27 protein-coding genes are annotated in these 24,153 nt (G+C 72.1%); 13 read left to right on the forward strand and 14 right to left on the reverse strand.

The features are described from left to right. Nucleotide 1: 1 nt before the first annotated feature. Together ACQPY0_RS31425 and ACQPY0_RS31430 are read right to left on the reverse strand one after the other, a co-directional pair. Nucleotides 2–979 (reverse strand): Gfo/Idh/MocA family protein, encoded by a 978-nt coding sequence (locus ACQPY0_RS31425; RefSeq protein ID WP_432995454.1) that lies wholly within the window; start codon nt 977–979, stop codon nt 2–4. A 2-nt stretch (nt 980–981) separates the two neighbouring features. Continuing rightward, nucleotides 982–1,350, reverse strand: coding sequence for a VOC family protein (locus ACQPY0_RS31430; protein WP_432968424.1), 369 nt, complete (start codon nt 1,348–1,350; stop codon nt 982–984). 211 nt (nt 1,351–1,561) lie between these two features. Between ACQPY0_RS31430 and ACQPY0_RS31435 the strand changes: the two genes are divergently transcribed. Beyond that, entirely contained in the window at nt 1,562–2,137 is a 576-nt protein-coding gene (locus ACQPY0_RS31435; RefSeq protein ID WP_432968427.1) for an adenylate kinase, read from the forward strand. A 39-nt stretch (nt 2,138–2,176) separates the two neighbouring features. After that, the gene (locus ACQPY0_RS31440) at nt 2,177–2,362 is read left to right on the forward strand and encodes a hypothetical protein (protein WP_432968430.1); all 186 of its coding nucleotides are present in this window, start codon (nt 2,177–2,179) and stop codon (nt 2,360–2,362) included. Here the strand turns inward: ACQPY0_RS31440 and ACQPY0_RS31445 are convergent. Both ACQPY0_RS31445 and ACQPY0_RS31450 read right to left on the reverse strand, forming a co-directional pair. Continuing rightward, a complete protein-coding gene (locus ACQPY0_RS31445; protein WP_432968433.1) occupies nt 2,346–3,413 on the reverse strand; it encodes a glycoside hydrolase family 43 protein in 1,068 nt (355 codons plus the stop codon). The two genes, ACQPY0_RS31440 and ACQPY0_RS31445, sit on opposite strands and share 17 nt — an antisense overlap. A gap of 242 nt (nt 3,414–3,655) precedes the next feature. Next, nucleotides 3,656–4,345 carry a hypothetical protein gene (locus ACQPY0_RS31450; RefSeq protein WP_432968436.1) on the reverse strand — a complete coding sequence of 230 codons (690 nt, stop codon included), beginning with the start codon at nt 4,343–4,345 and terminating at the stop codon, nt 3,656–3,658. Nucleotides 4,346–4,527: 182 nt separating this feature from the next. Between ACQPY0_RS31450 and ACQPY0_RS31455 the strand changes: the two genes are divergently transcribed. Then, complete coding sequence (locus ACQPY0_RS31455) at nt 4,528–4,782, forward strand: hypothetical protein (RefSeq protein ID WP_432968438.1); 255 nt, start codon at nt 4,528–4,530, stop codon at nt 4,780–4,782. An 85-nt stretch (nt 4,783–4,867) separates the two neighbouring features. Here ACQPY0_RS31455 and ACQPY0_RS31460 read toward each other — a convergent pair whose 3' ends face one another. From ACQPY0_RS31460 to ACQPY0_RS31485, 6 genes are all read right to left on the reverse strand, one after another. Further along, on the reverse strand, nt 4,868–5,341 hold the full coding sequence (locus tag ACQPY0_RS31460) for a hypothetical protein (RefSeq protein WP_432968441.1): 474 nt from the start codon (nt 5,339–5,341) through the stop codon (nt 4,868–4,870). Next, complete coding sequence (locus tag ACQPY0_RS31465) at nt 5,338–5,682, reverse strand: alpha/beta hydrolase (RefSeq protein WP_432968444.1); 345 nt, start codon at nt 5,680–5,682, stop codon at nt 5,338–5,340. Before ACQPY0_RS31465 ends, ACQPY0_RS31460 begins: the two co-directional genes overlap by 4 nt. Before the next feature lie 169 nt (nt 5,683–5,851). After that, nucleotides 5,852–6,631, reverse strand: coding sequence for a class I SAM-dependent methyltransferase (locus tag ACQPY0_RS31470; protein ID WP_432968447.1), 780 nt, complete (start codon nt 6,629–6,631; stop codon nt 5,852–5,854). A gap of 125 nt (nt 6,632–6,756) precedes the next feature. Then, complete coding sequence (locus tag ACQPY0_RS31475; RefSeq protein WP_432968450.1) at nt 6,757–8,358, reverse strand: TIGR03086 family metal-binding protein; 1,602 nt, start codon at nt 8,356–8,358, stop codon at nt 6,757–6,759. 34 nt (nt 8,359–8,392) lie between these two features. Beyond that, nucleotides 8,393–9,175: a hypothetical protein gene (locus ACQPY0_RS31480; protein ID WP_432968453.1), complete on the reverse strand. Its 783-nt coding sequence runs from the start codon at nt 9,173–9,175 to the stop codon at nt 8,393–8,395. A gap of 21 nt (nt 9,176–9,196) precedes the next feature. Beyond that, complete coding sequence (locus ACQPY0_RS31485) at nt 9,197–9,907, reverse strand: SDR family NAD(P)-dependent oxidoreductase (RefSeq protein ID WP_432968456.1); 711 nt, start codon at nt 9,905–9,907, stop codon at nt 9,197–9,199. 70 nt (nt 9,908–9,977) lie between these two features. Between ACQPY0_RS31485 and ACQPY0_RS31490 the strand changes: the two genes are divergently transcribed. From ACQPY0_RS31490 to ACQPY0_RS31520, 7 genes are all read left to right on the forward strand, one after another. Further along, on the forward strand, nt 9,978–10,790 hold the full coding sequence (locus ACQPY0_RS31490; protein WP_432968459.1) for a helix-turn-helix transcriptional regulator: 813 nt from the start codon (nt 9,978–9,980) through the stop codon (nt 10,788–10,790). A gap of 9 nt (nt 10,791–10,799) precedes the next feature. After that, on the forward strand, nt 10,800–12,401 hold the full coding sequence (locus ACQPY0_RS31495) for a Na+/H+ antiporter (protein WP_432968462.1): 1,602 nt from the start codon (nt 10,800–10,802) through the stop codon (nt 12,399–12,401). A 98-nt stretch (nt 12,402–12,499) separates the two neighbouring features. Continuing rightward, nucleotides 12,500–13,552, forward strand: a complete 1,053-nt coding sequence (locus ACQPY0_RS31500) for a sulfate ABC transporter substrate-binding protein (protein WP_432968465.1) — start codon at nt 12,500–12,502, stop codon at nt 13,550–13,552. Further along, nucleotides 13,552–14,412: a sulfate ABC transporter permease subunit CysT gene (cysT, locus tag ACQPY0_RS31505; RefSeq protein WP_432968468.1), complete on the forward strand. Its 861-nt coding sequence runs from the start codon at nt 13,552–13,554 to the stop codon at nt 14,410–14,412. Before ACQPY0_RS31500 ends, cysT begins: the two co-directional genes overlap by 1 nt. Beyond that, the gene (locus ACQPY0_RS31510; RefSeq protein WP_432968471.1) at nt 14,405–15,193 is read left to right on the forward strand and encodes a sulfate ABC transporter permease; all 789 of its coding nucleotides are present in this window, start codon (nt 14,405–14,407) and stop codon (nt 15,191–15,193) included. Before cysT ends, ACQPY0_RS31510 begins: the two co-directional genes overlap by 8 nt. Next, entirely contained in the window at nt 15,193–16,152 is a 960-nt protein-coding gene (locus tag ACQPY0_RS31515) for a sulfate/molybdate ABC transporter ATP-binding protein (RefSeq protein ID WP_432968474.1), read from the forward strand. The genes ACQPY0_RS31510 and ACQPY0_RS31515 overlap by 1 nt, the downstream gene beginning before the upstream one ends. A gap of 11 nt (nt 16,153–16,163) precedes the next feature. Further along, the gene (locus tag ACQPY0_RS31520; protein ID WP_432968477.1) at nt 16,164–16,550 is read left to right on the forward strand and encodes an RrF2 family transcriptional regulator; all 387 of its coding nucleotides are present in this window, start codon (nt 16,164–16,166) and stop codon (nt 16,548–16,550) included. Between the two features lie 97 nt (nt 16,551–16,647). On the opposite strand, the gene ACQPY0_RS31525 is transcribed toward ACQPY0_RS31520, so the two are convergent. Continuing rightward, the gene (locus ACQPY0_RS31525) at nt 16,648–16,827 is read right to left on the reverse strand and encodes a DUF3073 domain-containing protein (protein WP_432968480.1); all 180 of its coding nucleotides are present in this window, start codon (nt 16,825–16,827) and stop codon (nt 16,648–16,650) included. Nucleotides 16,828–17,193: 366 nt separating this feature from the next. Here ACQPY0_RS31525 and ACQPY0_RS31530 point away from each other — a divergent pair, with 366 nt between their 5' ends. Continuing rightward, nucleotides 17,194–18,120, forward strand: coding sequence for a hypothetical protein (locus tag ACQPY0_RS31530; protein WP_432968483.1), 927 nt, complete (start codon nt 17,194–17,196; stop codon nt 18,118–18,120). Nucleotides 18,121–18,181: 61 nt separating this feature from the next. On the opposite strand, the gene ACQPY0_RS31535 is transcribed toward ACQPY0_RS31530, so the two are convergent. Further along, on the reverse strand, nt 18,182–18,643 hold the full coding sequence (locus tag ACQPY0_RS31535) for a hypothetical protein (RefSeq protein ID WP_432968486.1): 462 nt from the start codon (nt 18,641–18,643) through the stop codon (nt 18,182–18,184). 57 nt (nt 18,644–18,700) lie between these two features. Here ACQPY0_RS31535 and ACQPY0_RS31540 point away from each other — a divergent pair, with 57 nt between their 5' ends. Both ACQPY0_RS31540 and ACQPY0_RS31545 read left to right on the forward strand, forming a co-directional pair. Next, a complete protein-coding gene (locus tag ACQPY0_RS31540) occupies nt 18,701–19,105 on the forward strand; it encodes a RidA family protein (protein WP_432968489.1) in 405 nt (134 codons plus the stop codon). 58 nt (nt 19,106–19,163) lie between these two features. Continuing rightward, nucleotides 19,164–20,384 carry a hypothetical protein gene (locus ACQPY0_RS31545; RefSeq protein WP_432968492.1) on the forward strand — a complete coding sequence of 407 codons (1,221 nt, stop codon included), beginning with the start codon at nt 19,164–19,166 and terminating at the stop codon, nt 20,382–20,384. Between the two features lie 20 nt (nt 20,385–20,404). Here ACQPY0_RS31545 and ACQPY0_RS31550 read toward each other — a convergent pair whose 3' ends face one another. Both ACQPY0_RS31550 and ACQPY0_RS31555 read right to left on the reverse strand, forming a co-directional pair. Further along, on the reverse strand, nt 20,405–21,334 hold the full coding sequence (locus tag ACQPY0_RS31550; protein ID WP_432968495.1) for an MBL fold metallo-hydrolase: 930 nt from the start codon (nt 21,332–21,334) through the stop codon (nt 20,405–20,407). Next, on the reverse strand, nt 21,331–24,120 hold the full coding sequence (locus ACQPY0_RS31555; RefSeq protein WP_432968497.1) for an ankyrin repeat domain-containing protein: 2,790 nt from the start codon (nt 24,118–24,120) through the stop codon (nt 21,331–21,333). Before ACQPY0_RS31555 ends, ACQPY0_RS31550 begins: the two co-directional genes overlap by 4 nt. Nucleotides 24,121–24,153 lie beyond the last annotated feature (33 nt).

A 24,153-nucleotide genomic window follows, 5' to 3' on the forward strand; every position in this document is an offset into this window, starting at 1 on the left:
CTCAGGCCGTTCCGCGCACGGGAAGACCGGCGGCTCGGTACACCGCGTCGATGACCGACATCGTCCGTACCGAGTCCGCCGGCGGGGTCAGGTTCTCGCCGCCGTCCTGCACCGCGGCGGCGAACGCGCGCAACTGGTGGACGTAGGTCGCCTCGCCGGGGACCTTCTCGTGGGTCGTGCGGCCACCGCGGGTGACGGTGAGGCGGTGGTACAGCGACGGCGCCAGGTAGTTGAAAATCTTCACGGAGCCCTCGGAGCCGGTCCAGCTCGCCGACACGTTCAGCACGCGCCGCGACCACAGGCTGGCCGCGGTGCGGCCGGTGGCGCCGCCCGGGAGGCGGTACTCGGCGGTCATGGCCCGGTCCACGGCCGGCTTGCGCAGGGCCGCGGTCGCGGCCGTGACCTCGGGCTCGGCGCCGGCGAGGGTGCGCAGCAGGTGCACGGCGTAGCAGCCGGCGTCCATCATGGCGCCGCCGGCCAGGGAGAAGTCGTACCGGATGTCGCGCGGGTCCGGCAGCGGGAAGCACGTGGCCGCCTCGACGTGGCGCAGGTCCCCGAGCGTCGGCAGAATTTCCAGGACCCGGGCGATCAGCGGATGGTACCGATAGTGGAACGCCTCCATCACCACGAGCCCGGTGTCCCGGGCGGCCCGCTCCACCTCGCGCGCCTCTTCGGCGTTCGCGGTGAACGGCTTCTCGCACAGCACGTGCTTGCCGGCCGCCAGCGCGGCGAGCGTCCACTGCCGGTGCAGGCCGTTGGGCAGTGGGACGTAGACGGCGTCGATCGCCGGATCGGCGACGAGCTCGGCGTATCCGTCGTGGACGACCCCGATGCGGTGCCGGGCGGCGAACGCCTCGGCCCGCCCCCGGTCCCGCGCGGCGACGGCGGCGACCTCGACGGCCGGCACCGACCGCGCGGGCCGGACCAGCGCGTTGGGCACGATCCGGGCCGCCCCGAGAATCCCGATGCGCAGCGGCATGCTCACGCCGCCCGCAGCTCGACGAGCCCGACGAGGTTGCCCTCGCTGTCCTCGACGAACGCCTGCCACTCCCGGGTCCCGGCCGGCCCGAGCGTGTCGTCGGCGTGCGCGAAGATCTCGTGCGGCTGCGACCGCACGACGCCGCCCGCGCCGGAGATCCGCTCGACCGCCGCGTCGAGGTCGTCGACGGCGAGGTAGACCAGGGCGGCGGGGGCGTTGCGGTCGAGCATGAGCCGCACCCCGCCGAGATCGAAGAAGACCAGCCCCGGCGGATCGAACCGGGCCCTCGGCTCGGCGCCGAGCAGTTGGGCGTACCAGCGCGCGGCCCGATCGAGGTCCGCGGCCCGCTGCGCGATCTGCACCAGCCTCATGCGCGTAGTATCGCAGGTTCCGACTCATTTAGGCCCGTCGAAACCGGCCGCACCGGACCTCCCTTCGGCACAGGGCATATCCCGCCGTCCAGGCGCGGCTGGAGCATCGTGGCCGCGCACACGGCGAACGCGACGAGCGAAGCAGCCTCAAGCGCTTGACCGGCGGACGCCCCCGTTTGCCCGGATAGCGCTCTGCGTTAGGTTGATGCGCGTGCGGGTGTTGATGGTGGCGCCGCCCGGCGCGGGCAAGGGCACGCAGGGTGCCGTGATCGCCGAGCACTTCCACGTCCGGCGCATAGCCGTCGGCGACCTGCTGCGCCGCAACGTGTCCGAGCGGACCGAGCTCGGCGAGCGCGTGCGCACCCACCTCGACCGCGGCGAGCTGGTCCCCGACGAGATCGTGCTCGAGCTGCTGCGCCAGGCCCTGAACGAGGCGAAGGTGGCCGGCGACGGCTACGTCCTGGACGGCATCCCGCGCACGATGACGCAGGCGCTGGCGGCCTACCGCGTCGCCCGCTCGCTGGACATGACCGCCGACGTCGCCCTGCACCTGCGGGCCGACGACGAGGAGCTGGTCGGCCGGCTGCTCAAGCGCGGCGAGGTCGAGCACCGCACCGACGACACCGAGCCCGTCATCCGCCGGCGCCTGAAGCTCTACCGCGAGGTCACCGAGCCGGTGCTGGCCTTCTACGCCCGCCGCGGCATCCTGCTGACCGTCGACGCGACGCGCCCGGTCGAGCAGGTCAGCGCCGACGTCCTGGCCGGCCTCGCGGCGCGCGCCGCGTGACGGGACCCGCGAGCCTTCTGCATCAACCTGGTGGGGGCCGTGAACCCGGCCCGCAACCCGTCCTGCGCATGCCCACCGGCCCGGGAGGAGTTCCACCGGCCGCTGGCCGGGCACGGCGTCGAGGCGGGCCCGTGCGGGGCCGCGCCTCTCGCCGCGCTGCTCGCGAACCCGGCCGCCGGTGTCGTGGTGCTGCCGGCGACCGAGGGCGTCACTCGAAGAACTTGAGCCCGAACCCGGTGTCGGAGGTGGCGCCGGGGACGTTCGCCCGCCGGTAGGTGACGTTGCCCCACCAGACCGCCGAGCCGATGTACCAGTAGCGGTTCGACCACGAGTACGGCGTGCCCTTGGCGACCGCGTGGTACATCATCGGGAACCGGTTGCCCGACGGCGGGCTGGTGGCGATGTCACCGCGCTCGAGGACGAACGTGTTGTGACCGGGGCCGTCGACGTACAGCGTCGTGTCCCAGCCCGACATCATGTCCGGCGCGTACGAGCCGAACAGGCAGCCGTTGCTCTTGTACCAATCCCACACGTACGTCGGGTCGCCGCCGGCCCGCAGTCGCAGGTCGGCCAGGCAGTACTTGCTGCTCCAGCTGCCGTTCGCGGAGTACACGATGTGCAGCTGCCCGTTCGGGTCGAGGATCGGCTCCGGGCCCTCGTTGATGTACGGGTTGCCGACCACGCGCTCCCACGCCTCCCGCGGCTGGGAGATGATGTACCGCGCGCCGGTGGTCGTCGTCGGGCTGCTCATCTTCGCGATGTAGAGGTTCTGCTCCACGTTCGTGTCACCGGACCAGCCCGACCACACGAACCAGCGCTGGCCTGCGAAGGTGAACGGCGCCCCGTCGATCGCCCACTTGTCGTTGGGCAGCGCGACCTTCGTCGCCGCGGAGTAGCCGGAGTCGGCGCTGGTCGAGCTGATGTGGTACATCCGGTGCGCGGCGCTGGTCCCGGCGGAGAAGTAGATGCGGTAGCGGCCGTCGTAGTACACGATCTCCGGCGCCCACACCTCCCCCAGGCCGCCCGTGTCCTTCCACACCTGGTGCTTGGCCGCGGTGGCGATGCCGGCGAGCGTGGACGCCGTGCGCACCGCGATGCCGCCGTCGACCGACTTGGCCGACACGTAGAGGCCGTTGACCTTGATGACGCTGGGGTCGGCGCCACCCAGCGTGGTGGCGCCGGCATCGGCGGCCGTGGCAGTGGTCAGTGCCGGCACGAGCGCGAGCAGACCGACGAGAGCAAGGGCGGCGACACCGCCGCGGCGGATGCGGGGCATGATCCGAGTCTGCCAAGGAACGGACCGCTGTCAATGGCTTCCCACAAATTAGTAAGCTTCCTTTAAAGTTTTTCTAGTCCAGCAGCCGCACCAGCCATCCTCGATGCCCGGGGCGTCATCGACGGCGCCCACTGGGTTGCTGGTGGTTGGACGGTCCACGGACTCGGCAGTCGGCCGTAACGCGGTCGCGACGGAGGTTGGGCCAAGCACCGGTCTCACCCGGGCCGCGGCTGGCCATCGCGCTATCGGGCGTGCCGTCCGACCGCGACCTCTTCCATTGGGACACCGCCCAGCGGCGCCTGGGCGAGGGCCAACCGGACTGGCTGACAGCCGTTGTACCGGAAGGCCAGCAACTGCGTACCGTCCAGCTCGACCACGCCGAGATCCAGTGACCGCCGCTGCGAGACCCACTCCACCAGCCGCGCCGGTTCCCGCACTTCAGCCGCGAAATGCAGCAATGTCGCGTACCAGATGTCCCGCCGATACGCCGCCTCGAACCAGCCGTCCTCACCAAGTTCCACGCCCAGTCGATCGGCGAAATCGTCAGCAGCGCCATCAACCGGATAGGCGCATACCATCACACCGGAGGGAGTCAATGTCACTCCGTCCAGCCGGAACCGGACCGGACGGGACTTCGCTGCCGCCCGAGCCAGCGCCGCCGCGCATCGAACCACCAGTGGATCAGCACCAGACAATCCGGGCCGATGCACGTCGAGCGCACGGACCGTCAGATGGATCGCATCCTGGTTTCCGGTCGGCCAGTGACCCGGACCGGCCGGTAGCGACAACTCCGCAGTGACGTGCGCCAATCGGTCCGCCACGGGATTGTCCGGCACGAGCGCCGCAGACATCCCCCAACGCCCACCCGCAACCGGGGGCAGATCCACGAAATGCGCACCGGTCATCACGGCATCCCGACCCTGCTCGAACAACCGGTCAAACCTCGCCCGAAGCTGCGGGACGCTCGACCGCCGCCCCGCGGGGACATCACCCTGAGTCACCATCCGGTGCAGCCTACGCGAATCGATCACCGAACGACTCCCAGACGCGTACACCCGGCCCCGTTCGGGCGTGTCGTAGTCATCCATCGCAACGCGCAGCGACCGTGCCCTGGTTGGGCTCGTCGCCGCGCGACACCTACCCGGATCGATCACACTCCGGAACTCGGGGAACGCGGCCCGGACGTCTCGTTGGTCAACGCGCCGCCACACGGACGCGTCATGGACGCTCCCCGGCGGCCGGCACCGAACCCCTCGGCACACTCATCGACAAACTCGCCGCCTACGCCGAACTCGCCACCGTCACCGGCCACGTGTGGCCGGTGCTGTTCTGGCTGCACTCCAGCCACCGCGAACGCCACCTCGACTGAGAGGACGCGAATCTTCCGGACACGGAACCCCGGTAGAATTGTCCGTGAATGGGTGGTCATTTCATGCCGAAGCGTCGCAGGTCGTTCAGCCGGGCACGGTGAGCTCGAAGCAGCCCCAGTCGTCGCCGGCCTGCGCGACGAGCTTCCAGGTGCCGGCGGCGGGCAGGGGGACGCCGCTGGGATACATCGCCTGCCCGCCGTCGTTGTACGACAGCGACCCGCCGGTGTAATGCTCGACCCGCCCGCCACCGGACGTGGCCGTGATGGTCAGCGGCGTGTTCGGCTGCGGCCGGGCCGGCAGCCAGTAGATCTTGCCGATCCCCGGCGCGAGGCCCGGCGTCCACTGCCTGCGGTACTCCACGAAGTCCCCGGCGATGAACTGCCCGGACCGCACGTTGCGGGCATCGCCGGGCACCGTGACGCATTCGCGCCGGTCGGTGCCGGGCAGGCTCTGCTGGGCAAGCGGCACCGGGGAGGGGCCGGGTTCGGGCGGCTCGGCGTCGCCGCCGCAGCCGGCGAGGGCGACCAGCAGCAGGGCCGCCGGGACGAGCCTGTTCACGGTTTCACCGTATGGGTGGCGAACGCCTCGACGGCGTCGATCGCGGCCTCGAAGCGGGGCGAGTGGTACAGGTCGAAGGCGTGCTGGCCGCCCGGCAGCTCCAGGTAGTGCACCGGGGAGTTCGAGACCTCGCGCAGGCGCTCGGCGAAGGCGCGGTTACGCCCGGCCGGGACCAGCGGGTCGATCGAGCCGTGCACGATCAGCATCGGCGGGGCGTACGGGCGCACGTAGTCCCACGGCGACGACGGGACGTCCGGCTTGCCCTCGTACGGGCCGAGGTAGCCGTTGAGCAGCACCGCCGCGGACATCGACGTCTCCGGGTCCTGGGTGAGGGCGCACATCGCGGTCAAGTGTGCGCCCGCCGAGCTGCCGGCTGCGCACAGATGCTGGTACGCCTGCGCGACCCCGGACACGCCCTCGCCTACCGCGACGCGGTGCTCGACGCGCTGGGGTTCGACCCGGGCCTCACGTTCGACGACGACCTGCGCGAGCACAGCTGAGGACCGGAGCTCACAGCCGGCGGACGCGCAGCACGCCGGTCAGCATCGGGAGGGTGAACTCGCCGCTGGTGGTCTCCGGTCTGCTCGCCAGGAAGGTGCGGATCCGGGCGAGGGCGGCCTCTCGGTTCCGTTGCGGCATGACCAGCAGCCCCGCTCGCGTCGCGATCGTCGCGACCAGGGAGTCGGCGGTGCGGCGCTGGCCGTGCGGGAATTCGGCCTGTTCCGGCGAGCCGAACCGGGCGGGCAGGCCGGTGTCGGGGAGGTGCAGGCCGGCCGTCGCGGTGCGCCAGTTGCTGAGCGTGTCGCGCGGGCCGATGGCCGCGCTTCCGCCGGCCCGCTCGAGTCCGGCGACCCAGTCGACCCGGTCGTCCAGGACGTTCCACAGGCCGGCCAGGATGCCGCCGGGGGCGAGGACCCTGGCCATCTCGGGCCCGGCGACGGCCATGTCGAACCAGTGCAAGGCGTTTCCGGACAGTATGACATCGACGGACGCGTCCGGCAGCGGTATCGCCTCGGCGCTGCCCGGCAGGGCCCGGACGGCCGGCAGTGCGCGGCGCAGCTCGGTCAGCATCGCCGGGTCGGGCTCGACCGCGATGACCTCGGTGCCCAGGGCGAGCAGCGTGCCGGTCAGCTTGCCGGTGCCGGCGCCGAGGTCGAGCACTCGCGGGCCGGGCGCGGGCTCCAGCGCCCAGCGCACCGCGGCCGGCGCGTAGTCCGGGCGGTGCTCGGCGTATGCGAGCGCCGCCGCGCCGAACGACGAGGCCTGCCGCAGCCGCGTGTCCTGTTGCATGCGGCCACCCTATCCGCGCCGGCTCGGCCGTGCACCACCCGGCGCCCGCTCGACGCCGGTGCGGTCGGTGCCGAGCAACGCGATGTTGCGCGGGGCCAGGCGGTCCGCCCGCCTGGCCCCGCTGTTCAGCGCCGCTCGGAAGGAGCCCAGCTGACGTCTCGGCCCAGGTACGCCGCGACGTGGTCGGCGGCGCTCGCCGGCTCGGGGACGGGCTTGGCCTCAGCGAACGAGCCGCCGGGTGTTCGCGGCAGCCCTGCGTACATCTCGTGGACCGTGGCGAGAATCGTCGCGGCGACGCTTGGGGCGAGGTCCGAAGGCCGGCCGGTCGCTTTGGCCAGGTCCCAGCCGTGGACGAGCATCTCGATGAGGACCTGCTCGACGAGTCGCCATCCCGGGGCCGGCCCGTACTGCTGCACCAGCATGCCGGGCCGGCCGAAGGCGGTCAGCGCCGCCTGGGCCGAGGCGCGGAAAGCGGCCACATGGTCGTCGCCGAGATGGTCGGCGTTGAAGTCGGCCCGGGGATTGCCCTCGGCCAGGCTGGTCCACATCAGGTTCTCGTAGACCAGGTGGTTGAGCAGGGTGCGCACGTTCCAGTCGGCGCAGGGCGTGGGGTCGTCGAAACGGTCGGCGGTGACGGTGGCCACGATCCTGTCCACCTCGTCCAGGACCTGGGCGTAGGCGCGCAGAACTTCCGCCGGATCGGACCCGGCGGCGCTGTCGAGGACGGTGGAGATGTCCGCGGCCCGGACGCCGGGTGCGGGGTTGGCGCGCAGCGCGGTCATGAGCCACTGCCCCGCCGTGGCCAGGCTCGCTCGCACCGGCCAGCCGTTGATGATGCACAGCAGCTGCCAGTACCGTTCGGCGCGCGGGTCAGCGGCGATCTCCAACTGCTCGAGCAGCCGGCTGCGCGCGTCCTCGCCGTCGCCGCCCGAGCGCAGGTCGCTGCCTTCCTGCATGGGGAGCCAGGCACCGACGACGTCGGCCACAACCGGGTCGGCCGCCGGTGAGTCCGCGGGGATGCCGGCGTCGATCGCCGCGGTGACCCGCTGCACCCAGAAGTCGGTCACCTGCTGGACCGCCTGCGCGTCGTGTTCGTCGTACAGGCCGGGGGCGTGCCGCGCCGCGTACTCCCCCATTCTGCGCATCGCGGCGCGCAACTGCGGATCGTCGAGCATCTCGGCCAGCTCGATCCAGGCGTCGACCTGCTCGTTGGTCGGTTGGTCGGGCAGGTCCGGGGTGGCGGCCAGCAGCCCCTCCCGGTACCCCGGGGCGTCCAGATCGGCCAGCACGTCGGATATGAACTGGTGAACGATCGCGGTGCGCTGCGCGGCGGACAGCCGTGCCAGCTTTGACATGACAGAAAGCTCCTTCGTCGTGGAACCACGGTTGGCGACCGAACGCAGCACCGCGCATCGGACCCGCAGCGTGCGGATCTGCACTTCCAGCGCGTCCGCGTGCAGGGCGGCCACGTCGGCAACGCCGTGCCGGCCGTCGAGGACGTCACGTATCGCGGCCATGCCCAACCCGAGATCGCGCAGGGTCCGGGCGAGTTCGAGGCGGGCCAGGGCGCGCGCGTCATAGCGCCGGTAGCCGGCCGCGCTACGATCGGTCGGCGGCACGATGCCGATGTCGGACCAGTGACGGATCAGCTTCACCGACAGACCGGTGCGCTGGGCCAGCTGACCGATACTCAACAAGACGGCGTCGTCGGGCACGTCGCCAACCATCAGGTCTCCCACACTGGGAGAGTCAACTCCTCTGTCAGACCTCGTCGTAATTCGGGCCCACGTAGCCGGCGTCGCGCACGTCGCGGTCGCCGCGGTGCAGCCACGGGCGCTCGTAGCGCTGGCCCAGCTGCGCGGCCAGCCGCGCCTCCCCGACCCACACCAGGGTGCCGTCCGAGTCGTAGCCGGGGTCGGGGTTCAGGCCCAGCTCGCGGTCGGCCAGCACGTACTGCAGCTGCGGAAACCCGTCCGACGCCGCGAGGGCCTCCAGGCCGGCGGCCGTGACGCCGGTGCGGGACAGGTCCAGCCAGCGCAGGCCCGGCAGCGGCGGCAGGGCGGCCAGGCCGGCGTCGCCGACCGGCTCCCGCTCCAGGGACAGGCCGCGCAGCTGCTGCAGGCCCGGCAGGAGGTCGGCGACGCCGGCGAGGCCGTTGAGCGCGGCGGGGGTCGCGCCGGTGAGGCGCAGGCGGCGCAGCGGAAGGGCGGCGGTCAGCCGGCCCAGGCCGGCCGGGAGGGCGGCGACGGGCAGCGTCACGCTCTCGATGAAGCCGCGGCGGACCTCGAAGCCCTCGGTGAGCAGGTCGCGTATCACCTCGGGAACCAGGCCCCACATGAGCTTGCGGGAGGACGAGTACATCGTGGTGACCCGCCGCGGCGGCCAGTCCACGTTCGCGGCGCGGTCACGCACGTACGCGACCTGCTCCCGGATCAGCCAGGCGTGGTCAGGGCCGGTGGGCTCGGCCAGGTCCGCGTAGGCCAGGCGGGACTCGTCGCCGTGCGGGTCGGCCAGGATCCGTGCGTACGCTGCAGCGAGAGACACGCCCCAGCGTAGTGAACCGGGTCACCACGGGGCGATGGTGCCGTCCCACTGGTGGAAGAGCCCGGTCGGGCCGTCGTCGGGCAGCAGGGCCAGCCGGACCGCAGCCGCGGCAGCCTCCGCCGGATCGCCGTCCGCCGCGGCGGCGCGCGGGTTCAGGTCGGTGCGGCGCAGGCCGGGGGCCAGGGCGTTGATGCGGAACTCGGGCAGGGCCTGGGCGTAGAACAGCGTCAGGGCGTTGAGCGCCGTCTTGGACGAGCGGTAGGCGGCGCCGCTGCCCGCGGTCTTGAACACCTGCTGCGGGCCGTCGGCGCTCCAGGTCAGCGAGCCGGTACCGCTGGAGACGTTCACGATCCGCGGATGCGCCGAGCGGCGCAGGGCCGGCAGGAGCGCGTTGGTGACCGCGAGTACCGCGAAGACGTTCGTCTCGTAGGTGGCGCGGAAGGCCTCGACGCCGCATTCGGGCGGGGCGGCGCTGTCGGGCATGATGCCGGCGTTGTTGACCAGGATGTCCAGCTCCGGCACCGCGGCGGCCGCGGCCGAGATCGACTCGGGGTCGGTGACGTCGAGCACGAGCGGGCGGGCGTTCGGGCCGAGCGCGGCGGCGGCCTCCTCGCCGCGGGCCTTGTCGCGGGAGGCGGTGTAGACCGTCAGTCCCGCCTCGGCCAGCTGCTGGGCGATGTGCCGTCCGATGCCCTTGTTGGCGCCGGTGACCAGGGCCGTGGAAAAGTTCATACGGTCAGCCTGGCGCGGCCCGACGGGGCATTCCAGGTACAACTGATGCCTGGAAGGGGGCGAGCTGCCGATGGCGCGGGCGGAGCTCGGGCGCTTCCTGCGCGACCGCCGCGAGGCGCTGCGCCCGGCGGACGTCGGGCTGCCGGTGGGGCCGCGGCGGCGCACGCCGGGGCTGCGGCGCGAGGAGGTCGCCGGGCTGGCGTGCATGTCGGTGGAGTACTACGCCCGCCTCGAGCAGGCCCGCGGCCCGCAGCCGTCGCGGCGCATCCTCGACGCGCTCACCGCGGCGCTGCGCCTCGACGCCGCCGAGCGCAACCACCTGTTCCACCTGGCCGGGGCCGCGCCCGCCGCGCCGCCGGGGCCGCCGCGGCGGGTCCGGCCCTACGTCGCCGACCTGCTGCGGCGGCTGCCGGACTCCGCGGCGGTGGTGACCGCCGCGACGTACGACGTGATCGCCTGGACTCCCCTCGCCGAGGCGCTGCTGGGCGACCTGCGCGGCGCGCCGAATCTGGCCCGCCGGCGATTTCTTCACCCAGGACCGACGACGAGCTCAGCGGAGTCCGAGGAGTTCGCGCACATCGCGGTCGCGCGGCTGCGGGCCGCCGCCGACCGGTACCCGCACGACGAGCGCCTCGCCGGCCTCCTGCGCGACCTGCGGGCCAGCGACGAGTTCCGGGGAGTGTGGGACCTCAACCCGGTCCGGGCGCCCGGGCACCGCTCGAAGACCATGGAGCATCCGCGCCTGGGCCCGCTGCGGCTGGACTGCGACATCCTCACCGTCCCCGACGACGACCAGCAAGTGGTGTTCATCACCGGCGCTCCGGGCAGCCCGTCGGCCCGGGCGCTGCGCGATCTTGCGCGAAGGCTGCGAAGCCCGCAATAAGGTCGACGGGTGAGCCCTGAAACCCTCCTGCTGCTCGCCCTCGGCGCGCTCGTGGTCATCGCCGGGGTCCGGTGGATCGGCGAGCGGACCGGGCTGCCGGCCGCCGCGCTGCTGCCGGTCATCGGCATCATCTACGCGCTGCTGCCCGGGCCCAACATCTCCCTCGACCCGCACATCGTGCTGACCTTCATCCTGCCGCCGCTGCTGTACAGCGCGGCGCTGGACTCCTCGCTGCTGGCCATCCGGGCCAACCTGCGTATCGTGATCGGGTTGTCGGTGCTGCTCGTGTTCGCCACGGCGCTGCTCATCGGGGCCGGGTTCGCGCTGTTCGTCACCGGGGCGACGCTGGCCGCGGGGGTGGCGGTCGGTGCGGCGGTCGCGCCGCCGGATCCGGTCGCGGCGCTGGCCGTCGGGCGCAAGGTCGGGCTGCCGCCCCGGCTCATCACGATCATCCAGGGCGAGGGGCTGCTCAACGACGCCACGGCGCTGACCGTGCTCAACGTGGCGGTGGCCGCGGCGGTCGGCGGGCACTTCTCGGTGCCGGGGGCGGGCGGGCTGTTCCTGCTGGCCGCGGCCGGCGGCACGGCCGTGGGGGTCGTGGTCGCCTATGCCGTACGCCTGGTGCGCCCCATCGCCAAGGACGCCCTGCTGGCCAACGCGGTGTCGCTGGCCACCCCGTTCGTGGCATACCTCGCCGGGGAGGCGCTGCACGTCTCCGGCGTGCTCGCGGTGGTCGTCGCCGGGCTCATCGTCGGGCACGACACGCCGCGCTCGGGCACCGGGGCGAGCCGGCTGCAGACCAGTGCCGTCTGGCGGTTCGTGGACTTCCTCCTCGAAGGGCTCGTGTTCCTGCTCATCGGCCAGCAACTGCCGGCGGTGCTGCGGGGGCTGCGGCAGTACGGCATCTGGACCGTCGTGATCGCGATCGCCGTCTCCGTCGGGGTCACGCTGCTGCTGCGGCCGGTGTGGCTCACCCTCACGCAGGCGATGCACCTGCTCCTGCGGCGCGAGGACGAGGGGCTGGCCCGGCGCGAGATCGCGGCGCTGAGCTGGGCCGGGACCCGGGGCGTGATCAGCCTCGCGGCGGTGTTCACGATCCCGCTGACCACCGACGCCGGCGAGCCGTTCCCGGATCGGGACCTGCTGCTGTTCTGCACGTTCGTGGTCGTGCTGGTGACACTGGTCGGGCAGGGGCTCACGTTCGCACCGCTGGTGCGCGCGCTCGGGCTGCGGGCCAACGAGGTCGACGAGGCTCTGATGCGCAACGAGGCCCGCATCGCCTCGGTGCACGCGGCCCTGGACCGCCTCGACGACCTCGACCAGGACGAGCCGGCCGACGCGCCCGCCATCGAGGCGCTGCGCACCCGGCTGCAGGAGCGGCTGCGGCGCTACGAGCACCGCCTCGACCTGCTGCAGAGCGCCGAGTCCGACGAGCTGCCGGTCTCGGAGCGCTACGAGGCGGCGCTGCGCATCCGGCGCCTGGCGATCGAGGCGCAGCGCGAGGAGCTGCTGCGCCGCCGCGACGCCGGCGCCCTGCCCGACGAGGCCCTCCGGCGGCTCGAACGCGAGCTCGACCACGAGGAGCGGGTCCTTCCGGATCGTCCCCGGTAAACCTACTTCTTAAGTGGGATTGACGAACGGCGGCCGCCTTCACTACATTACCTACTCAATAAGTAGACAACGTCGACTTTAACTCCAAGGATGGCCCCGTGAAGCTGCGAACCCGCGTACTCGCTGTCAGCACAGCGTTACTCCTCTCCGGGACCGCGCTGAGCGCCTGCGCCGGCACCGCCGACAACTCCAGCTCCGGCAACGGCGACTCGGGCGGCGACGTCACCCTCGCCCTGGTCGCCTACTCGACCCCGCAGGCCGCGTACGAGCAGCTCATCGCCGCGTTCCAGAAGACCGACGCGGGCAAGAAGGTCAAGTTCACCCAGTCGTACGGCGCGTCCGGCGACCAGAGCCGGGCGGTCGCCTCGGGCCTCAAGGCCGACGTCGTCGCCTTCTCGCTGGAGCCGGACATCACCCGCCTGGTGAACGCCAAGCTCGTCGACGCGAGCTGGAACTCGGACCAGCACAAGGGCATGATCACCGACTCCGTCGCGGTCATCGGCACCCGCAAGGGCAACCCGAAGAACCTCAAGACGTGGGACGATCTGGCCAAGCCGGGTGTGCAGGTGCTCACGCCGAACCCGTTCACCTCGGGCGGCGCGAAGTGGAACATCCTGGCCGGCTACGGCGCCAAGTCGAACAAGGGCAAGGACGCGGCGGCCGGGGCGAGCTACCTCGACGCGCTGTTCAAGAACGTGCCGGTGCAGGACAACAGCGGGCGCGCCTCGCTGCAGACGTTCACCAGCGGCAAGGGTGACGCCTTCATCTCCTACGAGAACGAGGCCCTGTTCGCCCAGAAGAACGGCCAGGCCGTGGACTACACCGTGCCGGACGACACGATCCTCATCGAGAACCCGATCGCGGTGACCAGCAACAGCGCCCACCCGGCCGAGGCCAAGGCGTTCGTGGACTACCTGCACACCCCGGAGGCGCAGAAGATCTGGGCCGAGCACGGCTACCGCCCGGTGGTCAAGGACGCCGGCGGCCGGACCTTCCCGAACCCGTCCGGCCTGTTCACCATCGCCGACCTCGGCGGCTGGTCGAAGGTGAACAAGGAGCTGTTCGACCCGGGCCAGAGCGTCATGGCCTCCATCGAGCAGAAGCTCGGCATCTCCACCTCGGCCGCCCCCAGCCCGGCGGCGTCGAAGTAATGACCGCCACGGCGCTCGACACGCCCACCGGGTCCGGCACTTCGCCGGGCCCGGCCGGGCCGCGTGCACGCCGCCGCCGCCCGCCGTTCGGCACGGCGCTGAGCCTCGGCACGGCGGTGCTGTACCTCAGCCTGATCGTGCTCATCCCGCTCGCCGCCGTCGTGTGGCGCTCCACCGAGGGCGGCTGGGACACGTTCTGGCGGGCCGTGCGCACCCCGGACGCCTGGGCGGCGCTGGAGCTCACGGTCGGCGCGTCGCTGGTCGTGGCCCTCGTCAACGTCGTGATGGGCACCGTCATCGCGTGGGTCCTGGAGCGCGACAAGTTCCCCGGCAAGGGGATCGTCGACACGCTCATCGACCTGCCGTTCGCGCTGCCCACGATCGTCGCGGGGCTGGTGCTGCTGGCGCTGTACGGCACCAGCAGCCCCCTGCACATCAACCTCGCCTACACCAGGGTCAGCGTCGGCGTCGCCCTGCTGTTCGTGACGCTGCCGTTCGTGGTCCGCACGGTGCAGCCCGTGCTGCGCGAGCTGGACCGGGACATGGAGCAGGCGGCGTACTCCCTCGGCGCCTCCCCCGCCACCACGTTCCGCCGCATCATCCTGCCCAACCTCGCCCCCGCCATGATCTCCGGCGCGGGCCTGGCGTTCACCCGGGCGATCGCGGAGTACGGCTCGACGAACCTGCTCACCGGCAGCATCCCGTTCGAGACCCAGGTGTCGGCCGTGAACATCTTCGGCCGCATCGAGAGCGACGACACCACGTCCGCGGCCGCCATCTCGACGGTCCTGCTCGTCGTCGCGTTCGTCGTGCTGATCCTGCTCGACCTCTTCCAGCGCTGGAGTGCCCGCCGTGGCTAAGTACCCGCTGCGCGTCCTCGCCCTCGTGTACCTGCTGTTCCTGCTCGTGCTGCCGGTCGGCCTCGTGCTGTGGCGCACCTTCGAGCACGGCCTGCAGCCGGTGTTCGACACGCTCACGTCCGAAAACGCCACGCACGCGTTCGCCGTGACGCTGTCGGTCGCGATCTGGTCGGTGCTGGCCAACACGCTCTTCGGCATCCTGGCCGCGCTGCTGCTGGTCCGGCACCGCTTCCCCGGCAAGCGCCTCTTCGGCGCGCTCATCGACCTGCCGCTGGCCGTATCGCCGGTCGTCGTCGGCTTGGCGCTCATCCTCGTGTACGGCAAGTTCGCCCCCGCCGGCGGCTGGCTGGAGGAGCACGGGCTGCAGATCATCTTCTCGCTGCCCGGTATGGTGCTCGCCACCACGTTCGTGTCGCTGCCGCTCGTCGTGCGCGCGATCGTGCCCGTGCTGGAGGAGATGGGCGACGAGCAGGAGCAGGCGGCGCACACCCTCGGCGCGAGCCGCTGGCAGACGTTCCTGCGCATCACGATCCCCGGCATCCGCGGCGCGCTGGGGTACGGCGTGGTGCTGTGCCTGGCCCGAGCCCTGGGTGAGTACGGCGCCGTCGCCGTCGTCTCCGGCCGCCTCGTCGGGCAGACCCAGACCGCGACGCTGTTCGTCGAGGAGCGGTACCAGAACTACGACCAGACCGCGGCCTTCACCACCGCCAGCGCCCTGGCCCTCATCGCGATCGTCATCCTGCTCGTCACCAAGCTCCTGCGGCCGAAAGAGAACGCCTGATGGCCATCGAAGTCCGCGACGTGAACAAGTCGTTCGGCAAGACCCCCGTCCTGCGTGACATCAGCGTCGACATCGCCTCCGGCTCGCTGACCGCGCTGCTCGGCCCGAGCGGCGGCGGCAAGTCCACGCTGCTGCGGGTCATCGCCGGCCTGGAGCGCCCCGACACCGGCAGCGTGCACATCAACGAGGTCGACGCGACCGGCCTCACCCCGCAGCGGCGCAACGTGGGCTTCGTGTTCCAGCACTACGCCGCGTTCAAGCACATGACGGTGTACCGCAACGTCGCCTTCGGCCTCGAGGTCCGCCGCCGCCCGAAGGCCGACATCCGCAAGCGGGTCATGGAGCTGCTCGAGCTCGTCCACCTCGACCAGTTCGCCGACCGCTACCCCGCCCAGCTCTCCGGCGGCCAGCGCCAGCGCATGGCCCTGGCCCGGGCCCTCGCGCCCGAGCCGCAGGTGCTGCTGCTCGACGAGCCGTTCGGCGCCCTGGACGCCCAGGTCCGCAAGGAACTGCGCACCTGGCTGCGCCGCCTGCACGACGAGGTCCACGTGACCACCGTCTTCGTCACCCACGACCAGGAGGAGGCGATGGACGTCTCCGACGCGATCGTCGTGCTCGCCGACGGCGTCGTGCAGCAGGTCGGCAGCCCGCACGAGATCTACGAGAACCCGGCCAACCCGTTCGTGATGAGCTTCCTGGGCCCGGTCACCCACCTCGACGGCCGCCTGGTCCGCCCGCACGACGTGGCCCTGTCCCGCGAGCCGTCCCCGGGCGCCACCGAGGCCACGGTCACCCGCGTGGTGCCCCTGGGCTTCGAGGTGCGCATCGAGGCCCGCGCCGACGACCGCGACGTGTGGGCCCAACTGACCCGGGCGGGGGCCAAGGACATCGACGTGCGCCCCGGCGACAAGGTGTACTTCAGCCCCTCGGCCGAGGCCAGGACCCTCGCGGCTGCGTGACGGCCCCGCGCATGCTGCCCAAACGTATCGAGTACTCGGTCCGGGCGCTGGTCGCCCTGGCCGGCGCCGCCCCCGCGACGGTCAAGGCCCAGGACGTGGCCGACGCCCAGGACATTCCCCCGGGCTACGTGTACGACCTGCTGGCCGACCTGCGCCGCGCGGACCTGGTCATGGTCCAGCGCGGCACGGGCGGCGGCTACGCCCTGGCCCATCCCGCGGCCGACCTGACCCTGGGCGAGATCGTCCGCCGCCTCGACGGCCCCACCCGCGACCGCGACGTCGCCCCGGACCGCACGATCGAACGCCTGCACCACCTGTGGGACCGGGCCAACCGCGTCCGGCTGGACTACCTGGACGCGGTCACCCTGGCCGACCTCATCAACCACGGTGGCACCTGACCTCGTGCCGCCGGCGGTCAGTCACCGGACGCCCCCGGGATCACTACTGTTGGTGATCCGGGGTTCGACGGAGGCTCCGCGGCGCCCGCGCGGGGCGTCACCGCTCGGCGTGCTCGCCGTCGCCGGACGAGGCCGCCGCGTGATCCGCGTGCTGCTCGACGGGCTGAGATGAACTCCCGAGCTCATGCTGCAGAGCCGCGAAGTCGGTGGGCGGGCTGAAATACTTCAGGTCCCGCGCGATCCTGGTCTGCTTGGCCTTGGCCCGTCCACGTCCCACGTCTGCCCCCGGATGTGCTGAGTCGCTCATACGACCGTCGAAGTCTGCTCGTGGTCGCAACATTAGCGCGCCCGCGGCCGACGCCGCAGCACCCGGTCCCGGCCGGTCGTCCGGGCGGCCGGGCCGGGGCCAAGATCCGCCGTTCAGCCGATTGCCGGCCATACAGGGAGTTGGCATGCGCCCAACGCATTTCTCGTTGGCGGGGAGTCGGGATGACGTGCTCCGGGCCGTTCGGCGTGCCCGCCGGGCGCGGTTTCAAGATCACCACCCTCGTACTCCTCGAGGGCACCCTCAGTGTGTTCGGGTCGCCGCGCTCCGCCACGACGCCGACGCAGGTCCGTGTCGCAACGTGGCATAGTCCTCACCGTGGCGTTGGATGACCTGCCGGACTGGCTGCCGGGTTGGTGCCTGGACCATCTTGGCGGCGAACCCGCGGCCGTACTGTTCGAGCTGAACCAGATCTCCACGGTGTGGGGTCTGCGGCTGGCCGGCGGAGCGGACGTCGTGGTCAAGGCGCGCGCCGACGACGGCCGGGCCGCGTCCTGTGTCGCGGCGCAGGCCCGGCTGGCCGAGCGCGGGTTTCCGTGTGCCCGGCCGCTCACGCCGGTGGTCGGTGTCGGTTCGCTGGCCGTGCACGCCGAGCAGTTCCGCCCCGGCGGCGAGATCGTGCACGGGGAGTCGCCGGACGTGGCCGTACGGTATGCGGAGGTGTTCGCCCGGCTGATGGCGGAACTCGCCGGCGTGACCGTCACTGCGCCGTTGCCGAACCCGCGCTGGGTACGCTGGGACCACACGGATTCCGGGCTGTGGCCGGCGATCGGCTTCCTCGACGAGCGGGACCAGAGCGCCGTGCCCGCGTACGTCCTCGACACGGCCCGGCGGGCCCGCGAACGGCTCCTGGCCGCCGGCCTGCCGTGCGTGCTGGGCCACGCCGACTTCGAGGCGCAGAACCTGCGGTGGCACCGGCGCCAGCTATGGGCCGTACACGACTGGGACAGTCTGGCGTGGCAACCGGAGGCGGCGCTGGCGGGCGCGGCGAGCGGGGCGTTCGCCCGCGGCACCGGGCTGCCCACCCTGGCGCCGATCGAGAGCTCCGAGGCGTTCCTGGCGGCGTATCAGAACGTCCGGGGGCGCGCCTTCACGGCCGTCGAAGAGCAGGTCGCGTGGGCGGCCAGCCTGTGGCCGGCGGCGCACAACGCCCGATGGGAAGTACTGCACGGCCAGCCCCCGGTGTGCGGCGAAGCGCTGCGGTCCCAGGCCGCCGAGCGCCTCCGCCGAGCGAATGCCTGCTGACGTTCGCCAACGTGTGGACCGCTGCCACCCCGCTGACCGGCGTCCGCGCCGGGCCCGCTCATCAGGCCGGGCGCGTCCGCTGCCAGTTACGGAACACGAAGCGGTGCACCGACTTCAGCCCCACCCAGAGCGCCGGGTAGAGCACGGCGGCGAACCGGCTGCGGACCGACACCGTAGTCGTCCTGGTGATCCGCGTCCCCGACCCCTCCGGCACCAGATCGAAGCGGTCGTCGAGCCGGTCGACCCAGCGGCTGAAGGCGAGGTCGGTCTCCTCCATGTGGAACGCGAGCCGGGCCGGCGGTTCCCAGACGGTGATGCGCTGGCGTACCACGCCCTGCTCGGAATGGCACTGCCGGGCGGCGCCCACGTCGCCAGGGCCGTCCGGCAGCCGGCACGCGGTGGGGCGCGGCGCGCCGAGGTAGAAGACAGGGCAGCGCGGAGTCAACTCGACAGCGGAGTCACACAGCGCGGGCCACAGCTCCTCGGGGCTGCACGCGACCCTCCACCGCGTATGCACAATCATCTACCGATTCTGATTCCGAGGGGAAACTCCGTTGAAGCTGCTCGGGATAATGGGTCGATGATCGAGAAGTTCAATCCTCCCGCGGTGCACGAGCCGGCGGGCTACAGCCATGTGACGATCTCGAGCGCGGGCCGGCTCGCGCACCTGGCCGGTCAGTGCCCGCTCGATCTGTCCGGCTCGGTGGTCGGCGAGGCCGGTGACTTCGACGCGCAAACCGAGCAGGTGATCGCCAACTGCCTGGCGGTGCTGGAGGCGGCCGGCGCCGCCCCGGCCGACGTGGTCCGGTCGATCGTCTACGTGGTCAGCCCGGACAGCCGCGTCCTGGCCGCGGTCTGGCGCCGGCTCAACGCCTCACCGCTGGCACCGGCCTTCACCTCCGCCAGCACGCTGCTGGGCGTGGCATCGCTCGGCTACGAAGGGCAACTCATCGAGGTCGACCTCACCGCCGCGTTGCCGGACTGAGCCCCCACGGGCCGGAGGCGAGGACATCTGATCTGCCGCTGCGGTAAGGAATGTCGACGTGGACTCACGAAGGAACGGGCCCGGTGCTGTACAGCCGCCGACCGCGGAACAGCTCGAGCAGTTGCGCAAGGCGGCGAGGCGTGGCAGCCGTCGCTCGATGCTGCGCCTGGCGAAGGCGCTGTACGCCACCGGGCTCAGCCCGCATGAGGTGCTGGCCGAGTGCTTCGGCGTCCCGTTCCCCGACGAGTTCCTCGAGGCCGTCGAACGCCGGCCACCACCCGGCAGCTTCCCCCACCGTGCCTGGGTGCTGGCCGCCCCGCCGGAATCCAAATCCGGCGCGCCCGGCAGCTTCGACGAGGACAAGATCCGCGACCGCGATCCCGACCTGCTTCCACTGGTACGACTCGACGACCGCCACACCGAGTACGGCGGCCTGACCCTCTGCTACCGGATGACCGAACTCGCCGCGGGCCGCCCGGTCGTGTACGCGATCGACGCGGACGATCCCGGCGATCCGGTCGAACGATGCGGCGAGTCCCTGCTCGCGGTTCTGCTCGACTATCGCGACGCCGCCGCCGGCCGCCGGCAGCCGGTCACCGCCCCGGTCGCGGCCCTGCGGAGCCGGGCCTCGCGTGGCGACTACCGGTCGATGGCCCGTTTGGCGTGGGCTCTGTACGCCGCGGGCCGCAACCCGTCCCAGGTACTGGCCGAGTGCTTCGGCGTCCCGTTCCCCGACGAGTTCTTCGTGCTCGCCGACGCCAAGCCCGAGGACGCGACCCTGGGGTACGTGACGAACCTGCCGTGGCAGCTGGCCGTACCGCCGGAGCTGGGCGGTCCCCTGCGTCGCCCCAGGCCGGTGATGTGGCCGGCCGAGCGGCAGATCTTCGGCTGGGACCCGGATCTCGTCCCGCTCCTCGCGCTGCACGGCAAGTTCCGGATGGATCATGGCGCGAAGGAGCCGCCACCGCCGATCCGCCACGGCAACCTGCTGCACTGCTACCGCCTCAGCGAGCTCTCCGCCGGCCGAAGCACGGTGTTCGGCGTCCCGTGGCACTCGACGCGAGGCATTGGCGAACTCTCCGTCCGGGCCTGCGGCCCGTCGCTGCTCACGGTCTTGCACGAGGACGCCACCGACCGGTACGACCTGGACGAGTGGGCGTCCGTACAACCGTGGAACTGGGGCGCGGACACCATTGACGACACCGTTCTGGCGGATTCCCTGCAGTACGTGAGCGAGATCGAGGAGCTTCGGCGCCGGAGCCCCATTGCCGATGCCTGACGATGTGCTCCTGGCTCTTGTCATACGCTTCCGTGCTGGTGCTGCTCGGGCAGGTGGCTGTCCGGGTGGGCCCAGACCACGACGTTGCCGGCCGGTTGCCGCTCGAAGAAGGCGAGCACGTCGCGGTCGCGGTGGCGCAGGCTGAAGTGGGTCAGCACGAACAGCGTCTCCGGGTGCGCCTCGACGATCGGTCGAAGCCGGCTCCAGACCGTGTGCCCGACCCGTTCGGCGCGTTCGGCCTGGGCGTCGTCGAGGAAGGTGCACTCGGTGATGACGACCGGGTAGTCGAACAGCCACGGGTTCCGCTCGAACACGGTCTCGCGGGTGTCGCCGAGGAAGGCGAACAGCGGCCGCCGGATCTCCGTGTCGACCTCGACGCCGGCCGCGCGCTCGCGGGTCAGCAGACGGCCGAATTCCGCGGCCGCCATTGCCTGCCGCAGCTCGGCGAACTCCGGCCGCAGCCGCCTGCCACGCTCGGCGAAGGCGTATCCCACGCACGGCACCTTGTGGTCACATCCCACCACCCGTACGTGATGGGCCCGGCGCCCGAAGGTGAACTCGTCGCCGTCCCGTACTCCATGGAGCCGGTGACCCGCCACGCGGGCCGGGTCGAACGCCGCGCCGTGGTTGAGCTCGGCGCTCGCCCGCAGATAGGCCTCCGCGTGGGCGACGGCCTCGGCCGGCAGGTAGATGTCGGTGCCGGTGGGATTCCCGGCCAGGAAGTCCAGATCCTTGGCGTGGTCCAGGTGGGTGTGGGTCAGCAGGACCGTGTCCACCCGGCGGCCTTCGCACAGGCCCGCGTCGAGGCTGCACCGCAGTTCCGGGAGGTGGAAGAACGTCTTGTCGTTCGAGCGGGAGTAGCCGGTGAGGGTCAGCCCGCTGCCGGGCATCCGCCAGGTCTTCCACTGCCGGAACGGATGTCCGTGCTCGAGGCGACCGGGGTGGATCATCGTTCGGCCACGCGCTGCCGCAGCTCCTCGATCTGCTCGACGAGCTCGGCGGACATCTCGACCTCCAGGTCGTCGATGGAGCCCGCGCCGCGGTTCCACGGCTGCACGATCTCCCACTCGTCGAGGCGGTGCACGGCGGTGGCGTACTCGTGCAGCACCGTGAGCAGGGAATCGCCGCAGGCCCGGACGGACAGCGGGCCGCCCTCCTCGGCCGACCGCCACGGGACGCCGACGACGGTACTGCGGCCGGCGGCGAGCTCACTGAGCCGGTAGCAGAGCATCAGATCACCGTGGGGTACCCGCGGCCGGCGTTTCCGCGCCCCATGGTCGACGCGGTCGTCGGCGTACAGCGCGACGAGCGGCACGAGATCCGGGTCCCAATCGTGGATCCGCCGTTCGGCCCGCCACGTCGTCATCGCCGGGCGCAGCACCGGGCCACCCCGTTCGAGCGGAACCGCCAGCTCCCACGGCAGGTTGGTGCCGGTGCCGGGAAGCGTCTGGTAGGGGCCCGCGTCGGCGATGACGAAAAACTCTTCCGGGTACGCCGTACCGAAGCACTCGGCCAGCACGTCCCGCGGGCCGTTGCCGGCGGCGTAGAGCGCCCGGGCGAGGCGGCTCATCGATTCGTAGTCGCCGCGCGAGGCCCGGGCGCGCAGGACGGGCAGGGGCGTCGGCGCCGGCGGCGTGTCGTCGACGGGCCCGAGCAGGGCGTCGACCTGGTCGAGTGCCGCGCGGTGGCCGGCCAGCTGCTGCGGGTCTCGCTCCGCCAGCATCTCGAGCCGCTCGATGACGGCGGCATGATAGCGGCGCAGCACGATGAGCAGGGACGGGCCGCACCGGCGGACCGGGGCCTGCGGGTCAAGGTCGTCGATGCCGAAGACGCCGGGCTCGCTCAGCCGGTAGCACAGTGTCAGGCCGCCGTACTCCGTGAGCCGGTCGGTAAGCGTCAGCAGCGGCACGAGATCAGGATCGTGCGCGAGGATCCGCTGGTCACCTTTGTCGTCGTCGAAGTCGGCCAGCGCGCCGGTGCGCGGCGGGATCGGGCCGCCGCGGTCGGGAGGGACGGCCAGCTTCAGAGCGTGGAAGTCGACGTCCCGCCGTTCGTGACCGGCCAGCGGCATACACTCGGCGAGCGCGGTGAGCTCCTCCGGGAACGCGGCGTCGAAGCACTCGGCCAGCACCTCCCCCGGGCCCCGCCCGGCGAGGTACAGCCCGCGCGCCAGACGGACCAGCGAACGATACCGCCCGCGCTCGGCCTCCGCGCGCAGCCGCCGGAGCTGCTCGGCGTCCGGTGCGGGTCGCGAGCGCCAGGTGACGTCCTCCGACAGGGGCGGCGTCCGGGTCACCTCCGCGCCCACGCAGCCCAGGACGTCGCGCTCCGAGCACAGGTCGATGCCTCCGGCGTCGATCAGCCGGTCGACCAGGTCGTCCGCGGCGCGCCGGTTCCACCGTGCCTCGGCCGCAGCGTGCAGCGGCGTCCGCCCGTCCGCGTCCGTCGCGTTGACGTCCAGCCCGGCGGCGAGCAGCCGGGGCAGCAACACCTCGTGGTCCAGGTGAGCCAGCAGGTGCAGCAGGGTCGCACCGTCCTCGGCACAGGTCGCCGGGTCGAACCCGGCGTCCAGCAACGCCAGCACGCCCGGCGTGTCGCCGAAGTAGGCGCGATCCATCAGCTCCTGCCGCTGCTCGTCGTCACCGCCGGCGGCCGTTCGCGGCGGCGCAGGTGGCCCGTCGGCGCCGGGCGCACGGGCCGGGAACAACGCCTGGGCGACCAGCGGGTGCAGGTCGCCCGGTGTCAGATAGCCGAACCGGAGCAGGTCGAAGTCGACCGGGTGGCGGTACTCAGGAATCTTCAGCACCAGGTAGTTGCCCAGCGGAGGGTTCCCGCGGCGTGCTGTGACGCTTCCGCCGCCGCCGAACGTCAGCTCCACGCCGGGAAAGACCTGCGTCTCATCGGCGCCCTCGACCCAGACCGTCTCGCCGCGCAGCCGGCGGCCGGTCATCAGATCCGCCTCCGGCACACCGTGCTCGAGCACCTCGCGCGCGTCGGCCACCAGCCGCTCCACCGCCACCCACGGCCCCACCGGCCAGATCCGCGGCTCCTCGGGGGCGAGGGTGATCCCGCACGCCTCCAGCGCCTCACCGGCCCGGCCCTGATCCCACAACATGGTCAACCACTCCACCGTGGCGACCGGATCCTCCGGGCGCGGCCCGCTCGGCAGCTCCCCGGCGGCCAGCGGCCGGCCGTCGGCGTGGAAGAACGGGATCCGGTCCGAACCACCGCAGCGTTCCCGCAGCTCATCGGTGTAGCGGGCATCCCAGCAGGACCGGTGCAGGTGATACAGATGCGATCCCCGGTCGTCCACCACGTCACGCGCGTCCCGCGGGGTCCGGACCCACACCCTCAGCCGTACGGGATCCCGGCGCACCCGGTCCACCATCAGGTTCGCGCCGCCACCGGCCGGGTAACGGCGCAGCACGCCGGTCGTGTCCCAGATCGCCCGCGGCGGGATCAGCAGGCGCGGCATGTGCCAGCGCAGCAGATCGGGCACCAGATGACGCAGGTCGTCCTCGACCAGATCGGCGGTCTCGCGGCCGCACGCGCGGGCGATCTCCGCGACGTCGACGTCCAGGTCGACGCCCGCCGCCGCGCAGGCCCCCGCCACATCACCCGCCAGACGCCGCTCGGCCGCCGCCTCGATCATCCATCGCGGCACGGCGTACCGACGCACCCGCTGATACATGCCCAGCAGCGCCCGCCGCCCCTCGGAAAGCTCGTCCAGGGTCACCAAAGCTCCTTTCGCGCGTGCCTTCGCCGCTGG

Source organism: Dactylosporangium sp. CA-233914 (assembly GCF_050942935.1).
GTDB lineage: Bacteria > Actinomycetota > Actinomycetes > Mycobacteriales > Micromonosporaceae > Dactylosporangium.

Bases quoted from the DNA above. Each gene is read 5' to 3' on its own strand.
- ACQPY0_RS31425 (WP_432995454.1), bottom strand. From the start codon at position 979: ATGCCGCTGCGCATCGGGATTCTCGGGGCGGCCCGGATCGTGCCCAAC.
- ACQPY0_RS31430 (WP_432968424.1), bottom strand. From the start codon at position 1,350: ATGAGGCTGGTGCAGATCGCGCAGCGGGCCGCGGACCTCGATCGGGCC.
- ACQPY0_RS31445 (WP_432968433.1), bottom strand. From the start codon at position 3,413: ATGCCCCGCATCCGCCGCGGCGGTGTCGCCGCCCTTGCTCTCGTCGGT.
- ACQPY0_RS31465 (WP_432968444.1), bottom strand. From the start codon at position 5,682: ATGTGCGCCCTCACCCAGGACCCGGAGACGTCGATGTCCGCGGCGGTG.
- ACQPY0_RS31470 (WP_432968447.1), bottom strand. From the start codon at position 6,631: ATGCAACAGGACACGCGGCTGCGGCAGGCCTCGTCGTTCGGCGCGGCG.
- ACQPY0_RS31475 (WP_432968450.1), bottom strand. From the start codon at position 8,358: ATGGTTGGCGACGTGCCCGACGACGCCGTCTTGTTGAGTATCGGTCAG.
- ACQPY0_RS31485 (WP_432968456.1), bottom strand. From the start codon at position 9,907: ATGAACTTTTCCACGGCCCTGGTCACCGGCGCCAACAAGGGCATCGGA.
- ACQPY0_RS31490 (WP_432968459.1), top strand. From the start codon at position 9,978: ATGGCGCGGGCGGAGCTCGGGCGCTTCCTGCGCGACCGCCGCGAGGCG.
- cysT (WP_432968468.1), top strand. From the start codon at position 13,552: ATGACCGCCACGGCGCTCGACACGCCCACCGGGTCCGGCACTTCGCCG.
- ACQPY0_RS31515 (WP_432968474.1), top strand. From the start codon at position 15,193: ATGGCCATCGAAGTCCGCGACGTGAACAAGTCGTTCGGCAAGACCCCC.
- ACQPY0_RS31520 (WP_432968477.1), top strand. From the start codon at position 16,164: ATGCTGCCCAAACGTATCGAGTACTCGGTCCGGGCGCTGGTCGCCCTG.
- ACQPY0_RS31535 (WP_432968486.1), bottom strand. From the start codon at position 18,643: ATGATTGTGCATACGCGGTGGAGGGTCGCGTGCAGCCCCGAGGAGCTG.
- ACQPY0_RS31540 (WP_432968489.1), top strand. From the start codon at position 18,701: ATGATCGAGAAGTTCAATCCTCCCGCGGTGCACGAGCCGGCGGGCTAC.
- ACQPY0_RS31550 (WP_432968495.1), bottom strand. From the start codon at position 21,334: ATGATCCACCCCGGTCGCCTCGAGCACGGACATCCGTTCCGGCAGTGG.